General features: G+C 66.7%; 14 protein-coding genes. 7 read left to right on the top strand and 7 right to left on the bottom strand.

Annotated elements, in window-relative coordinates:
- Positions 1 to 9: 9 nt before the first annotated feature.
- The 3 genes from EGT29_RS07055 to EGT29_RS07065 are packed head-to-tail and all read right to left on the bottom strand — an operon-like array spanning position 10 to position 2,032.
- On the bottom strand, positions 10 to 912 hold the full coding sequence (locus EGT29_RS07055; RefSeq protein WP_124688350.1) for an alpha/beta hydrolase: 903 nt from the start codon (positions 910 to 912) through the stop codon (positions 10 to 12).
- On the bottom strand, positions 909 to 1,616 hold the full coding sequence (locus EGT29_RS07060; protein ID WP_161567725.1) for a TetR/AcrR family transcriptional regulator: 708 nt from the start codon (positions 1,614 to 1,616) through the stop codon (positions 909 to 911). The genes EGT29_RS07055 and EGT29_RS07060 overlap by 4 nt, the downstream gene beginning before the upstream one ends.
- A gap of 35 nt (positions 1,617 to 1,651) precedes the next feature.
- Entirely contained in the window at positions 1,652 to 2,032 is a 381-nt protein-coding gene (locus EGT29_RS07065; RefSeq protein ID WP_124688352.1) for a RidA family protein, read from the bottom strand.
- Between the two features lie 174 nt (positions 2,033 to 2,206).
- Between EGT29_RS07065 and EGT29_RS07070 the strand changes: the two genes are divergently transcribed.
- The 5 genes from EGT29_RS07070 (at position 2,207) to EGT29_RS07090 (ending at position 7,897) form a co-directional block, all read left to right on the top strand.
- A complete protein-coding gene (locus EGT29_RS07070) occupies positions 2,207 to 3,121 on the top strand; it encodes a ferritin-like domain-containing protein (protein WP_124688353.1) in 915 nt (304 codons plus the stop codon).
- 86 nt (positions 3,122 to 3,207) lie between these two features.
- Positions 3,208 to 4,182 (top strand): tripartite tricarboxylate transporter substrate binding protein, encoded by a 975-nt coding sequence (locus EGT29_RS07075; protein WP_124688354.1) that lies wholly within the window; start codon positions 3,208 to 3,210, stop codon positions 4,180 to 4,182.
- Between the two features lie 190 nt (positions 4,183 to 4,372).
- Positions 4,373 to 5,461: a TRAP transporter substrate-binding protein gene (locus tag EGT29_RS07080; RefSeq protein ID WP_124688355.1), complete on the top strand. Its 1,089-nt coding sequence runs from the start codon at positions 4,373 to 4,375 to the stop codon at positions 5,459 to 5,461.
- Between the two features lie 109 nt (positions 5,462 to 5,570).
- A complete protein-coding gene (locus tag EGT29_RS07085) occupies positions 5,571 to 6,194 on the top strand; it encodes a TRAP transporter small permease subunit (protein WP_124688356.1) in 624 nt (207 codons plus the stop codon).
- Between the two features lie 2 nt (positions 6,195 to 6,196).
- Complete coding sequence (locus tag EGT29_RS07090) at positions 6,197 to 7,897, top strand: TRAP transporter large permease subunit (RefSeq protein WP_124692252.1); 1,701 nt, start codon at positions 6,197 to 6,199, stop codon at positions 7,895 to 7,897.
- Here the strand turns inward: EGT29_RS07090 and EGT29_RS07095 are convergent.
- The 4 genes from EGT29_RS07095 to EGT29_RS07110 all read right to left on the bottom strand — a co-directional run bounded on the left by EGT29_RS07095 (position 7,890) and on the right by EGT29_RS07110 (position 11,995).
- On the bottom strand, positions 7,890 to 8,645 hold the full coding sequence (locus EGT29_RS07095) for an IclR family transcriptional regulator (RefSeq protein ID WP_124688357.1): 756 nt from the start codon (positions 8,643 to 8,645) through the stop codon (positions 7,890 to 7,892). The two genes, EGT29_RS07090 and EGT29_RS07095, sit on opposite strands and share 8 nt — an antisense overlap.
- Positions 8,646 to 8,741: 96 nt before the next feature.
- Positions 8,742 to 9,953: an alpha/beta hydrolase gene (locus tag EGT29_RS07100; RefSeq protein WP_124688358.1), complete on the bottom strand. Its 1,212-nt coding sequence runs from the start codon at positions 9,951 to 9,953 to the stop codon at positions 8,742 to 8,744.
- 35 nt (positions 9,954 to 9,988) lie between these two features.
- Positions 9,989 to 10,507: a VOC family protein gene (locus tag EGT29_RS07105; protein WP_124688359.1), complete on the bottom strand. Its 519-nt coding sequence runs from the start codon at positions 10,505 to 10,507 to the stop codon at positions 9,989 to 9,991.
- Positions 10,508 to 10,735: 228 nt separating this feature from the next.
- Complete coding sequence (locus EGT29_RS07110) at positions 10,736 to 11,995, bottom strand: flavin-dependent oxidoreductase (RefSeq protein ID WP_124688360.1); 1,260 nt, start codon at positions 11,993 to 11,995, stop codon at positions 10,736 to 10,738.
- Positions 11,996 to 12,118: 123 nt separating this feature from the next.
- Between EGT29_RS07110 and EGT29_RS07115 the strand changes: the two genes are divergently transcribed.
- Positions 12,119 to 13,021 (top strand): LysR family transcriptional regulator, encoded by a 903-nt coding sequence (locus tag EGT29_RS07115; RefSeq protein ID WP_124688361.1) that lies wholly within the window; start codon positions 12,119 to 12,121, stop codon positions 13,019 to 13,021.
- A gap of 108 nt (positions 13,022 to 13,129) precedes the next feature.
- A complete protein-coding gene (locus EGT29_RS07120; RefSeq protein ID WP_202865625.1) occupies positions 13,130 to 13,744 on the top strand; it encodes a trimeric intracellular cation channel family protein in 615 nt (204 codons plus the stop codon).

A 13,744-nucleotide genomic window follows, 5' to 3' on the forward strand; every position in this document is an offset into this window, starting at 1 on the left:
CCGCCGCGTTCACGCGGCGGCGCCGTGCCGAGCGAAGAAGCCGCAAAGCTGGCGCCCCAGGAAGTCCTCGCCCGTGTCGAAGTGGGCCATGATGGACATGTGGTTGTGGCGTGGCAGCATGAGAAACTGGTTGGCCCGGTGTCCGCAGGCCCGCAGGCGATGGAAGAACTCCGCGCCGTAGACGTCCAGCAGCGGGTTCTCGTATTCGGCGATCGCCACGAACAGCGGGATGGCATCCGGCGTCGCCATGCTGACCGGGGACAACGCCTCGTACCGGCTCTCGTCGTTGCCGAAGTACGCGCGCACCCCTGCGGCGTTGGGGTTGGCGGGCAGCGCATCGGCGCGCAGCCGGCCCGATAGGATGGCCGCCGCCCGGAGCTCCTTGCCCCGGTAGGGCAGCCGCGGGTCCAGGGCATGGTGGGCGACGTGCGTGCCGCCCGCGCTGTGGCCGATCACGAACATCCTGCCGGGGTCGCCGCCGTGGGCGCCGATGTTCTCCCGCATCCACGCCAGCGCGCGTCCCAGGTCTTCGGCGCCGCCGGGATAGGGCGCGCCGGGCGCCAGCCGGTACTCCAGGTTGACGCCCAGGTAGCCTTGCCGGGCGAACCAGGTGGGGACGTTCGCGTACACGCGCGGAGCGATGTCCTTGTCCCCCCGCACGTAGGCGCCGCCATGCATGAACACCACGACCGGCAGGGGGCCGGCAAAGGCCGCATCGCGGTAGATGTCCAGGACGTGGCGCGGGTCGGACCCGTAGGCGAGGCCGCGCGTGCAGGCCGGGCCCGCCGCGGCCGTCGCGTCCAGCAAGGGCGCGTAGGCATCCAGCACCTGGTCCCGATGCGTCCGGATGTCGTCGCCCCAGGCCGGGCCGATGCGCGCGAGCAGCGCGCCCACCGCCTGAGCCGGGTTCATAGGGCCGCCAGCCGCGGCTGGCGCGGATTCCTGGCGCGCGGACCCGGCGGCGGGGCCAGCACCGCGCACATGACGAACTCGACCACGGCGCGCCAGTGGTTGATCATCGACGCGGTGGAGTCGGCCTTGTCCTTGGGCCACAGTGTCCGAATGTTCGAGGACACGTTGAAGAAGTGCACGCAGGCGCCCATGATGTTGACGGCCGCATGGCCGGGATCCTGCTGCCGGAACGAGCCGTCGGCCACGCCGCGTTCCAGGATGTCGGCCAGCGTCCGGTACAGCTTGCCGCCGTTGCGGCTGTAGAAGGCGCCGTCGTTCTGGATGTTCTCCAGCGCGAACAGCGGGCCGAGGTGGGGCTTGGCGACCATCTGCTGAAGCAGCCTTTCCACGAAGGCCTGCAGCGCGTCGACCGGCGGAAGCTTGCGCAGGGAGCTGAAGTCCATGCCCTGTTCGCGGTCCTGGAACACGCGGTCGAGCACCGCCTGGTACAGGGCTTCCTTGGTGTCGAAGTAGTAGTGGATCATCGCCTTGGTGACGCCGCTGCCCGCGGCGATTTCCTCGGTGCGGGTGCTGCGCAGTCCATCGCGGGCGAAGATCTTCTCGGCCGAGTCGAGTATCGCGCTGCGGGTGGCGACGCTGTCGCGCACGGCCTTGCGCGGGGCGGGGGCGGCCTTCTGGCGGGGTGACGGAGTGCGTGATGCCATGGAGGATTCTTTGCGAAGGGGGCGGCCAACGGCGTTCATAGTATCGCGATGGCCTCGATCTCGATCAGGCATCCGGGCGTGACCAGGGACGAGACCTGCACCGTGGAGCTGGCGGGCAGGGGATCCGCGAAGACTTCGCGGCGGATCGCGGAATAGTCCGCGTAGCCGTCCAGCGTCGTCAGGAAGGCCGTGATCTTGACCACGTCGGCCAGCGATCCGCCCGCCTCGCGCAGCAGCGTATCCATGTTGGCGAAGATCTCGCGGGCCTGCCGCCCCAGGTCGCCGGGATGATGGGCATGCTCCGGATCGGCTCGCGCCAGTTGGCCCGATACGAAGACCATGCGCTTGCCGCCGGCCACGTCCAGCGCCTGGGAGTAGGGACGGCCCGAGGGTCCCAGGGGTGTCTTGGTGATCATGCTGGTCTCCCTGTTGTTAAGTAACTATCTGGTTGGTTAATTCTAAGCAGCACCCGTTGATCATGTCAAAGATCATGGATGGAAGAATTTTCTTGACATGGCTTCCTCCTGATTTCTAGACTATTAACTAATCAGTTGGTTAGTTACGAAAAAACGGAATCACAAGGAGCCAAGATGTCCGCACAGCCGTCGTCTTTCATTCCCGTCACCGGCTTTCCCGGAATCCGCGAGCAGCGGTTTCCGTTGAACCTGGGGGAGATGCTGCCTCGCGTCGAACGCATCTGGACCGTCGCCAAGGGATCGAACTGGGATCCGGTCACGGACATTCCCTGGAACCAGCTGGACCTGGGCAAGTACACCGAGGAAGAGCTGTACGCCGCCCGGGTCTTCTGGAGCCGGCGCGCCTGGAGCGAATATACCGGCCTGGCCGAATCGCCCACCGTGCTGCTGCGCTTCGCCTTCGAGGGGGACCGGCCCGGCATGATCAAGCTGGCCCTGGCGACCAAGTTCATGGACGAGGCCAAGCACATCGAGGCCTCCTACATGATGGCCGAGAAGCTGGGAGGCTACCTGTCCGAGCCGCCGGAAGGAGCGCCGCGCAAGCGGCTGGTGGCGGGCCTGCGCGAACGCGGCATGAATCCGGACTACACCCCCGAGGCCGTGCTGGCGTGCTGGCATTGCGTCAGCGAATACTTCGCGGTCGAGATCTTCCGCGTCCGCTATCACCACACCACCGACCCCGTCGCGCGGGCCGTCCTGGGCCGCATCCTGGCCGACGAAGTCCGCCACATCGGCATGGGCTGGGAGTACCTGGCGTATCGCCTGCCGCAGGTCTCGGACGAGGTGCGCGAGAACGTGAGGACGGCCATGATCGATGTCATCGAGAATATCGAACTGGGCGGGTTCCACTCGTCGTCCAACGTCAACGAGGAGCAGGACCTGTTCGCCCGGCTCGACCTTGTCGTGGCCAAGGCCGGCCTGGGGGCGGCGCCTCCCGACATCGAGCACGAGGCCTTCGTGTCCACGCTGGCCGAGATCCGGAGCAAGGCGGCCCAGCTGGGCATAGACCTGCCCGAATACACGTTGTGACCCGTGGCGGCCGGCGCCCGCGAGGAGCGGCCGGCCGTCGATGCCGACGTTTCGCGCGCTGTCCACCGGCTTTTTAGGATACGACCATGATACGCACCCTATGCATGCAAGCGGCAATCGGGATCTCGATCACCTGTATGGCCTTGCCCGGCGCACGGGCGCAGCCATACCCCGACAGGCCGATCCGCTTCATCGTGCCCTTCGCGCCGGGTGGCACCGCCGATGTGCTGACGCGGGCGCTGGCCCAGAAGCTCGGCCAGCGGCTGGGCCAGCCCGTGATCGTGGAGAACCGGCCGGGAGCCAGCACCGCGATCGGCGTCAAGCACGCGGCCATGGCCGCGCCCGACGGCTACACCATCCTGTATGGCGGCGTCAGTTCCCAGGTCATGAACCCGCTCATCAACCGGGTGGACTTCGACCCGGTCAAGGACTTCACGCCCATCTCGCTGGTGAACTCGCTGCCCCTGGTGCTGGTGGTCCATCCTTCGCTGCCGGCGGCGGATTTCTCGCAGTTCCTGGCGCTGGCGAAGTCGCGCGCCCAGCCCATCACCTATGCGTCGGCCGGCGCGGGCACGTCCAACCACCTGGCGGGGGAACTGCTCAAGAGCGCCGCGCGCATTCCGCTGCTGCACGTCCCGTACAAAAGCAGCGCGCCGGCCCTGAACGACCTGCTGGGCGGGCACGTCGACGCCATGTTCGACCTGGTGCTGACCTCGGCGCCCCAGGCCAGGCTGGGCAAGGTGCGTCCGCTCGCCATCACCAGCCCCCGGCGCAGCCCCTTGCTGCCCGACGTTCCCACCCTGCGCGAGCTGGGGCTGCCCGAGGGCGAGGTCGACGTCTGGACCGGCGTGTTCGGCCCCGCGGGCATGCCGCCGGCGATCGTCGCGCGCCTGCACGACGAGATCGATGCCATCCTGCGGTTGCCGGAGGTCCAGCAGCAGTTCGCGTCGCTGGGGGCCCTGGCCGAACCCAGCACGCCGGAGCAACTGGGAGAGCTGCTGCGATCCGAGCTGGTGAAGTGGAAGCGGGTGGTCCGGGAGGCCAGGATAGGCGCCGACTGAACGCGAGTGCATGGCGATTCCCTTTTCAGGGAATCAGGGTTTCCCTTAGGAATGCAGTGCTCTAGCGTCCCGCTATTATGTACTTGCCCTACCTATGGGTGGCACTTGTTTTGCATCGGTTGCAGTCTCGTGACACCTCTTGACAGGACCGGTGCCGCCCGTGGGTTACAACCACCCGGGAGACCCGTACATGCACCGCCGTTCCTTTCTGACCAAGGCAACCGTGGGCGCCGCCGCTGGCGGCGTGACGTTGGCAGCCCCAGTATTCGCCCAGGACGCGCCCACCGTGACCTGGCGCCTTGCTTCAAGCTTTCCCCGCAGCGCCGATGCCATCTATAGCGGCGGCGAAGCCGTGGCCAAGTACGTGTCCGAGGCCACGGGCGGGAAGTTCACGATCCGCGCCTTTCCGGCCGGGGAAATCGTGCCCGCGCTGCAGGTGCTCGACAGCGTGCAGAACGGCACCATCGAATGCGGGCACAGCGCCTCCTACTATTACTACGGCAAGGATCCCACGCTGAGCTTCGACGCGGCGGTGCCGTTCGGGCTCAACACGCGCCAGATGAACGCCTGGATGCGCCACGGCGACGGCCTCAAGCTGCTGCGCGAGGTCTTCAAGAAATACAACGTCGTCAACTTCCCCTGCGGCTATACCGGCACCCAGATGGGCGGCTGGTTCCGCAAGGAGATCAAGTCGGTCGAGGACCTGAAGGGGCTGAAGTTCCGCGTCAGCGCCTTCGCGGGCGCCGTGCTGTCCCGACTGGGCGTGGTGCCGCAGCAGATCGCCGGCGGCGACATCTATCCGGCGCTCGAGAAGGGCACCATCGACGCGGCCGAGTGGATCGGCCCGTACGACGACGAAAAGCTGGGATTCCACAAGGTCGCCAAGAACTACTACTACCCCGGCTGGTGGGAAGGCACGCTGCAGGTGTCGCTGTACGTGAACCAGGACGCCTACAACAAGCTGCCCAAGCAGTACCAGGCCGCGTTGGACCAGGCATGCGCCGCGGCTACCAACGACATGATCGCCAAGTACGACGCCGAGAATCCGGCGGCGCTGCGCCGGCTGATCTCGCAGGGGGCGCAGCTGCGGGCTTTCCCGAAATCGGTCATGGACGCCTGCTATGCCGAGTCCAACAAGCTGTATGCCGAGATGAGCGCCAAGAGTCCCGAGTTCAAGAAGGTCTATGACAGCATGGTTGCCTTCCGCGGCAACGTGCTGCCATGGTTCCGGGTGGCCGAAGGCAACTTCGACGGCTACATGTCCACCATCCGCAAGTAAAGGACACCAGCGTGGCGCTACCTACCAGGTTCCCCGCCACGCACCGGAAGCAGGAATCGCTCGCCTGGCCTCGCGCCAGGCGTTTTTCGTTCAGCATCGGTTCACAACCATGAATGCTCTCCTCGCTTTTTCCCGCCTGGTCGACAAGCTCAACCAGCTCGTCGGCAAGGCCGTCACCTGGCTGACCCTGGTGGTGGTCGTCGTCAGCGCGGGCAACGCCATCGTGCGCAAGGTCTTCCACACCAGCTCCAACGCCTGGCTCGAGCTGCAGTGGTACCTGTTCGGCGCCATCTTCCTGCTGGCGGCGGGCTATACCTTGTTGAAGAACGAACACGTGCGCGTGGACATCGTCGCGCAGAAGCTGTCGCAGCGCACGCAGATCTGGATAGAGATCCTCGGGGTCGTCCTGTTCCTGATGCCGGCGTGCGTGCTGATCATGTGGCTGTCCTGGCCCGTGTTCGTCGATTCCTTCGTGACCAACGAGCAGTCGTCCAATCCAGGCGGCCTGGTGCGCTGGCCCGTCAAGCTGCTGATTCCGGTCGGCTTCTTCCTGCTGGTGCTGGCCGGCCTGTCGCACCTGATCAAGTGCGTGGCCTTCCTGATGGGCAAGGGGCCCGACCCGCGCGAGCGGGAGCGGGGCAAGACCGCCGAGGAAGAGTTGGCCGAGGAAATCGCCCGCGAGGCGCAGGCCCGCGAGGCCGCCGTCCATGGCAGCACGCAGGGAGGCCGCTGATGATCGATTTCCTGATCGCGAACCTGGCGCCGATCATGTTCGCCAACCTGGTGGTCTTTCTGCTGCTGGGGTTCCCGGTGGCGTTCGCGTTGGCCGCCAACGGCATGCTGTACGCGCTGATCGGCATCGAACTGGGCCTGCTGACTCCGGTGCTGTTCCAGGCGTTGCCGCAGCGGGTATTCGGCATCATCGCCAACGATTCGCTGCTGGCGGTGCCGTTCTTCACCCTGATGGGGCTGGTGCTGGAGCGTTCCGGCATGGCCGAGGACCTGCTCGAGACCATCGGGCAGTTGTTCGGTACGCTGCGGGGCGGGCTGGCCATCGCCGTGGTGTTCGTCGGCGCGATGCTGGCGGCCACCACGGGCGTGGTGTCGGCCTCGGTCATCTCCATGGGACTGATCTCGCTGCCCATCATGCTGCGCTACGGCTATGACCGCAGGCTGGCCTCGGGCGTGATCGCGGCTTCGGGCACGCTGTCGCAGATCATCCCGCCCTCGCTGGTGCTGATCATCCTGGCCGACCAGCTGGGCCGGTCGATCGGCGACATGTACCGGGGGGCGATGCTGCCAGGATTCCTGCTGGCCGGCGCCTACGTCGCGTTCGTGGTGCTGGCGTCGCTGTTCCGGCCGGCCAGCGCGCCGGCCCTGCCCGAAGAGGCCCGCCGCTTCCAGGAACCCAATGGGACGCGCGGCGGCCGCTCGTTGCTGGTGCTGATGATCATTTCGGCGGGCATCGCCACGCTGGTCGGCAACTATCTCGAACACGACACCGCGCCGGTGGACGAACGCATCGTGCTGACCATGCTGATCTGGGGCGTCTCGGCCTTCATCATCGCGCTGGCCAACAAGGTGCTGCGGCTGGGGTGGCTGTCGGCGCTGGCCGAGCGGGTCACCTTCGTGATGATCCCGCCGTTGTTCCTGATCTTCCTGGTGCTGGGGACCATCTTCATCGGCGTGGCCACCCCCACCGAGGGCGGCGCGATGGGGGCGGTGGGCGCGATCGCGATGGCGCTCATCCGCAAGCGCCTCACGCTGGACCTGCTCAAGCAGGCGATGGACACCACGACCAAGCTGTCCTGCTTCGTGGTGTTCATCCTGATCGGTTCGACCGTGTTCGGCCTGACCTTCCGGGCCGTCAGCGGCGACCTGTGGGTCGAACACCTGCTGACGTCCGTGCCCGGCGGCCAGTGGGGCTTCCTGATCGTCGTCAGCGTGCTGACCTTCGTGCTGGCCTTCTTCCTGGATTTCTTCGAGCTGGCCTTCATCATCGTGCCGCTGTTGGGGCCGGTGGCCGAGAAGATGGGGATAGACCTGATCTGGTTCGGCGTGCTGCTGGCGGTCAACATGCAGACCTCCTTCATGCATCCGCCATTCGGCTTCGCGCTGTTCTACCTGCGGTCGGTGGCGCCCAAGGAAGACTATCTCGACAAGGTCACGGGCAAGCGCATCGCCCGCGTCACCACCGGCCAGATCTACTGGGGCTCCATCCCGTTCATCGTGATCCAGTTGTTGATGGTGGCCATCGTGCTGCTGATGCCGGGACTGGTGATGCACTACAAGGGCGACCGGGCCGTGGTGGACCCGGGCAGCGTCAAGATCGAGGTGGACAGCACCTACGGCGAAAGCTATGGCGGCGGCAGCGTCTATGGGCAAGAGCCCGCGCCGGGGCAGGAGGGCAAGGACCCGAACGCCGACTTCAAGTAGCCCGTTGCGCCGCGGCGGCGATCTCCTGGGTCACCGCCGCGGCGCAGTGCCGCACCAGTTCGGCATAGCCTTCCTCGTTCACCAGCTTCTCGCGCTTTTTCTCGTAGACCAGGGTGGTGGCGCCCACGACGTGGCGCCCATCGTTGAAGATGGGCGCCGCGATGCCGATGACGCCCGGGTCGATCTCCTCGCGCGAGACGTAGTGGCCATCCTTGCGTATGCGCTTGTAGTGCCGGGCGAAGGAGGGCCAGTCGCCGGCGATGGCCCGCACCTCGGCATCGGCCTTGTGGCGCTCGTACAGCCGCTTCAGGCGCGCGGCCTGGAGGTTGGCCAGGATCACCGCCGAGGCGGCGCCCTTGAACAGCGGCATCAGATGGCCGCGGTCCAGGCTCATGGGGGTGAGTTCGCCCACCAGCTCATGGTGGCTGTGCACGATCTCGTCACCATAGATGTTGCACAGTACGACCGTCATGGCCGTGCGCTGGGCGAGTTCACGCATGCTGGCGCGGCTGGCCAGCAGGATGGGTTCGGACCGCCGGATGCGGTAGTCGAGTTCGATGATCTTCGCGCCCAGCGCGTAGCGCCCCGCGATCTTCGCCAAGAGGCCGGTCTCGCATAGCTGTTTGACGTAGCGGAAGGCGGTGGGCCGGGAGACGTCGAGCAGATCGGCGATCTCCTCGGCCGCCAGCGTGATCCTGGCTTCGGAGAAAAGGTCCAGGACCTGGAGGACTTTGGCGAACTGGGACATGGCGGGATCGATGCACCTCGGTGTTCGGCGCGCCGGCCATGCCGGCCGGCGCGCTCGCAGGCATGATGGTAATCAATCCCGGGCCGGCCCGCCCGGTCAGCGGGGCGCGGCGGCCGGAGCTTCGAAGTCCGCCGCGATCTTACGGCGAGTCCAGTCGATGATGGTCTCCATGCACTGCGCGAGTTCCCGGGGCTGCCCCAGGTAGTAGTGGGTCGCGCCCTGGATCTGCACGAACTCCTTGTCCGGGGTGCCGAGCGCGGCATGGATCAGGGGGTTGTGGGTGGCGGGCACGGCGTCGTCCGCCTCGTTCTCGATCTGCAGGACGGGAACCTGGCGTATCCGCGCGGCGTTCGCGGGGCCCTTGATGTTGGAGTGGTCGTAGGACCATTGCGACAGCCAGCTGCGCAGCGTGCTGAAGCGGGCCAGGCCGGCGGGGCCGGAGTTGACCACGCGCGGGTCGCCCAGGTAGCACCAGTTCGGCTTGCGCCCGTTCGGGTCCAGCGCGGGGTCGAGCCAGCGCACGTCGCACATGGTGCGATGGACCACGAAGCCGCGTTCCCGCTCGCCCGACGACGAGCGCTTGAGCCGGTCCAGCGTATCGAGCACCCAGGCGCTGATGCGGCGATTGCGCGCCAGTTGCTCCGCCCGGAAGCGCGCCACGAAGTCCTGCGCGTAGGGCGGCCGGTTGGGGCAGCCGGGGGCGTAGATGTCGAGTTCGAGGTCGCGGTCCTCGGGGTCCAGTTCGTTGCGGACCGAGGGGTCCAGCCATTCGGTCAGGGTTTCCGGCCGGCTCAGGTGGGCGGCGATGAAGATGATGCCGTCCGCCGGCGTCAGGCCCGCCTGCGTCAGGTCATAGGGATCGCCCGCCGGCGTGTGCGTGATCGAGGGGGCCTCGGCCTGGGCCTCGTAGAACAGCGACAGCGCGCCGCCGCCGGACCAGCCGACCAGCACCACCTTCTCGTAGCCCAGTTCTTCGCGCGCGTAGCGCATGTAGGCGCCCAGGTCGGCCGCCACCTTCTCCATGATCAGGGCCGAATCGTTCTTGGCGTAGCGGCTGCCGGCGCACAGCACGTGCATGCCCGACTCGGCCAGCGCCACGGGCATGGGCAGGAGCTGCAGCGTGGAGGCCGGATGCATGAACAGGAACACGACCTTGGACGGCACGTTGCGCGGCACCAGCCGCTGGCCCTCGAGCACGGTATAGCCCTGGCTGCCGTTGAAGCCGTAGGTTTCCACCATCTCGACCGGCTCGCGGAATTGCAGGATGACGGGAATGCGATCGAAGGTGTGCTTGGACGGCGTGGACATGACGCTGATTTCCTTGTGGATGGCGGGGCAGGCGGTTAGCGATGGGCGGCCAGGGGCCGGGTGCGGATCCAGTCCGCCAGTTCGGCATGGGCCGAGGCCTTGAATTCATCGAGCCGGGCGGGGGGCGCCGTGCGCGTGGTCAGTTCGAGCCGGATGCCGTTGGGATCGAAGAAGTAGATGGACCGGACGAAGCCGTGGTCCGTCACGCCCAGGACCTCGACGCCGTCTGCCTCCAGCCGGGCGCGGGCCGCGTGGAGTTCGGCCTCGGATTCGACCTGCAGCGCGATGTGGTTGACCCAGTCCGGAGTGTTGGCCGAGGGCTGGGCCGCCTGGCCGTCGCCCAGGTCGAAGAAGGCCATGTAGGAGCCGTCCCGCATCTCGAAGAAGATGTGGACGTAGGGGCAATATTCACCGGTGCTGGGTACGTGGTCGGCGCGGATCACGTGCGCGAGCGGCAGGCCCAGGAGGTCCTCGTAGAAATGACGGGTTTCCTCGGCATCCCTGCACCGGTAGGCGTAGTGATGCAGGCCTTGGATGGGAACGAGCGCTGCCATGGGGGTCTCCTTGCTTTCCGGAGCGGAGGATGCCGTGCCGGAACGGTCGATGGTATGGCAGCGATTCTCGGCTAATTTTAAAAAAGTATCAAGATCAGATACTTTTAATTTGAATATTGCTTTTTCGTACCGATAAAAATTATCAATAGTTTCCGAATTTGCAAAAACAAAGCCGCCTCCAGGGCGGCTTCGGGAAGGTCGGGCGGTCCGGCGCGGACCGCGCCGGGGTCAGAGGAAGGAGGGTCGGGCCTTCAGCGAGGCCGGGCTGTAGCCGGCGACTTTCTTGTAGTTGTCGGAGATGGCTTGCAGCTCGGCCTGCGGGACGATGGATTCGAGCTGCTCGAAGCGCTTGCCGCCGGTGCGTTCAAAGACCTCGCGCAGGATGGCGTCGGGCGGATTCGTGCGGTTGGTCAGCACCACCTGCGTGGTCGCCGCGACCCGGACCTTGTCGTAGTCCTGCAGGGCTTCCACGGTCAGGCCGCGCTGCTTCAGCTGGCCCGCCAGGTAGCGCGCGTCGATGATGGCCTGGCCCGCGCCGTTCGATCCACGCGGCACCATGGGGTGGGCGGCGTCGCCCAGCAGCGTCAGGCGGCCCTGGGTCCAGGTGGGCAGCGGATCCTGGTCCACCATCGGATATTCCAGGATGGAGTCCGAGGACCGGATCAGGGCGGGGACGTCCAGCCAGTCGAAATGCCAGTTTTCGAAGGCGGGCAGGAAGTCTTCCAGCCTGCCGGGCCGGCTCCAGTCGCGGATGGCCGGGTTGGGATCGGTGATCTCCGCCACCCAGTTGATCAACTGGCCGCCCTTGCCGTCGACGTCGTTGCGGATGGGGTAGATCACCATCTTGCCCACGTCCAGCCAGCCCGCGCGCACCATGCTGGCCTCGCTCAGGAACGGTTTCCATACCGCGGTCCCGCGCCACATGTTGACGCCCGAATAGCGCGGCGCGCCTTCCTGCGGATAAAGCTGCTTGCGCAGGGCCGAGTGCACGCCGTCGCAGGCGATCAGCAGGCGGGCCTGCACGTCGGGCAGGCGTTCGCCCTCGGGCGAGACGAAATGCGCGGTGATCGAGTCGGCGTCCTGCGTGGCGCCGGTGCAGCGGTGGCCGCAGACCACGGCGTCCGGGCCCAGGCGCTGCTTGACGGCATCGAACAGCACGGTCTGCAGGTCGCCCCGGTGGATGGAGTATTGCGGCCAGTCGAAGCCGGCGGCCAGGCCCGCGGCTTCGCGGAACACGAACTGTCCGTGTTCGTTGAAGAAGATCGATTCGCGCGTGCGCACGCCCACCTTGTCCAGTTCGGGCAGCAGCCCCAGTTCGGACAGCTCGCGCGCCGCGTGGGGCAGGACGTTGATGCCCACGCCCAGCGGCCGCAGCTCGGGCGCGGCCTCGTAGATGCGGCAGGCGATGCCGGCCTGGTGGAGACTCAGGGCCAGCGTCAGTCCGCCTATTCCGGCGCCGATGATGACCACGTCCTCTTTGCTGCTCATGTTCGCACCCTCGTGAAGAACTTTCTCGCGGATCCCCGACCGGGAACCGCTGATGCTGGTATTAGGCGCCAGAACGTATTATTTTTGAAGTTTAGATATGATATGAATACATATTAGAGTTTTATGAATCTCTCATTGCGCCAGTTACAGGTGTTCCTGCACGTCGCGCGTATCGGCAATTTCACTCGTGCCGCCGAGAAGGCCCACATGACGCAGGCCGGGCTCAGCATCATGATCCGCGAGATGGAAAAGCAGCTCGATTGCCGGCTGTTCGACCGCACGACCCGCATGGTGGTGCTGACCGATGCCGGCCGCGACCTGCTGCCGGTGGCGCAGCGGGTGGTGGGCGACCTGGAGGAGGTGGTGTCCAAGCTGGGCGTGGCCGGCCGGCGCGCGCGCCAGACCCTGCGCATCGCCGCCACGCCGCTGATTTCGTCGAACATCCTGCCGCGGGTCTTCCAGCTGTTCAAGCAATCCCATCCGCACGTGGAACTGCGGCTGGCCGATGCCGATCTGCCGCAGGTGGAGGCGCTGGTCGCCGGCGGCGAGGCCGACATCGGGCTGGGGTTCTTCTTCAAGACACTGGCGGGTCTGGACCGGGCGCCGGTGGGCAAGTTCAGGCTGATGCGCGTAGCGCCCACCGACGGGGCGCCGGGCCGACCGGTGGGCACCGCCGCCTGGGCCAGCCTGCGCGACGTGCCATTGATCGGCCTGCCGCCCGCCAATCCCATCCAGCGGCTGATCGAGCCGCACCTGGAGAAGATCGGACGCGGCAACGAGGACCGCCCCAGCTTCAATTTCTTCGAGACCCTGATCTCCATGGTCGAGGCGGGGCTGGGCACGGCCGTCATCCCCACGTTCGCGCTGGTGGCCTGCCACCGGCACCGGGTGGCGACCGACCTGCTGGCCAAGCCCGCCGTCAGCCTGGATCTCTATCAGGTGACGCGGCGCGGTTTCAAGGTGCCGCCTGTCATGGAGGATTTTCGCGCGACCCTGATGGAGGCGCTGCCGGCCGTTGGCGGGTAGGGCGGCCATCCGGCTAGGGCGGTCCCGGCGGATGCGATAATCCGCCTGGTTCGCGCGTCCGTCCGGCGCGCAGGAAAAGGAGACGGCCCACCGGCCACGCTTATGTTGCTGCAAGTGATCTATCTGGTCGCGATCACCGCCGAGGCCGCCTCGGGCGCGATCATGGGCATGAGACGGCGCATGGACCTGTTCGGAGTCTGCGTCGTCGGCACCGTCACGGCCCTGGGCGGCGGCTCCATCCGCGACGTGCTGCTCGGCCACTACCCGCTGGGCTGGGTGGCCCATCCCGAATATCTTTTCTTCACCGTGGGCGCGGCCCTGGCAGCGGCGTTCCTGGTCCGGTACATGCACCGGGTGCGCATGGCCTTCCTGCTGCTGGACGCGCTGGGGCTGGTCGCCTTCGCCGTGATCGGCTGCGACGTGGCCGAGGCCGCGGGCGCGCATCCCGCCATCGTGGTGCTGATGGGCATGGTGACGGGCATCTGCGGCGGCCTGCTGCGCGACATACTCTGCAACCAGGTGCCGCTGGTCCTGCGCCGCGACCTGTACGCATCCGTCGCGCTGGCGACCGGCACGCTGTACGTGCTGCTGCAGCGCTACGGCATCGGCCACGACCACGCCACGGCCATCGCCCTGGTCACCGGGTTTCTGTTCCGCATGGTGGCGATCCGCTGGAGCCTGACCCTGCCCGTCTTCACGACCCGAACGCCTCCCGAACATTGA

Source organism: Pigmentiphaga sp. H8 (assembly GCF_003854895.1).
Taxonomy (GTDB): domain Bacteria; phylum Pseudomonadota; class Gammaproteobacteria; order Burkholderiales; family Burkholderiaceae_B; genus Pigmentiphaga.

What these genes read in the sequence shown, in the direction of transcription:
- EGT29_RS07055 (WP_124688350.1), bottom strand. Translation starts at nt 912, where the DNA reads ATGAACCCGGCTCAGGCGGTGGGCGCGCTGCTCGCGCGCATCGGCCCG.
- EGT29_RS07060 (WP_161567725.1), bottom strand. Translation starts at nt 1,616, where the DNA reads ATGGCATCACGCACTCCGTCACCCCGCCAGAAGGCCGCCCCCGCCCCG.
- EGT29_RS07065 (WP_124688352.1), bottom strand. Translation starts at nt 2,032, where the DNA reads ATGATCACCAAGACACCCCTGGGACCCTCGGGCCGTCCCTACTCCCAG.
- EGT29_RS07070 (WP_124688353.1), top strand. Translation starts at nt 2,207, where the DNA reads ATGTCCGCACAGCCGTCGTCTTTCATTCCCGTCACCGGCTTTCCCGGA.
- EGT29_RS07075 (WP_124688354.1), top strand. Translation starts at nt 3,208, where the DNA reads ATGATACGCACCCTATGCATGCAAGCGGCAATCGGGATCTCGATCACC.
- EGT29_RS07080 (WP_124688355.1), top strand. Translation starts at nt 4,373, where the DNA reads ATGCACCGCCGTTCCTTTCTGACCAAGGCAACCGTGGGCGCCGCCGCT.
- EGT29_RS07085 (WP_124688356.1), top strand. Translation starts at nt 5,571, where the DNA reads ATGAATGCTCTCCTCGCTTTTTCCCGCCTGGTCGACAAGCTCAACCAG.
- EGT29_RS07095 (WP_124688357.1), bottom strand. Translation starts at nt 8,645, where the DNA reads ATGTCCCAGTTCGCCAAAGTCCTCCAGGTCCTGGACCTTTTCTCCGAA.
- EGT29_RS07100 (WP_124688358.1), bottom strand. Translation starts at nt 9,953, where the DNA reads ATGTCCACGCCGTCCAAGCACACCTTCGATCGCATTCCCGTCATCCTG.
- EGT29_RS07105 (WP_124688359.1), bottom strand. Translation starts at nt 10,507, where the DNA reads ATGGCAGCGCTCGTTCCCATCCAAGGCCTGCATCACTACGCCTACCGG.
- EGT29_RS07110 (WP_124688360.1), bottom strand. Translation starts at nt 11,995, where the DNA reads ATGAGCAGCAAAGAGGACGTGGTCATCATCGGCGCCGGAATAGGCGGA.
- EGT29_RS07115 (WP_124688361.1), top strand. Translation starts at nt 12,119, where the DNA reads ATGAATCTCTCATTGCGCCAGTTACAGGTGTTCCTGCACGTCGCGCGT.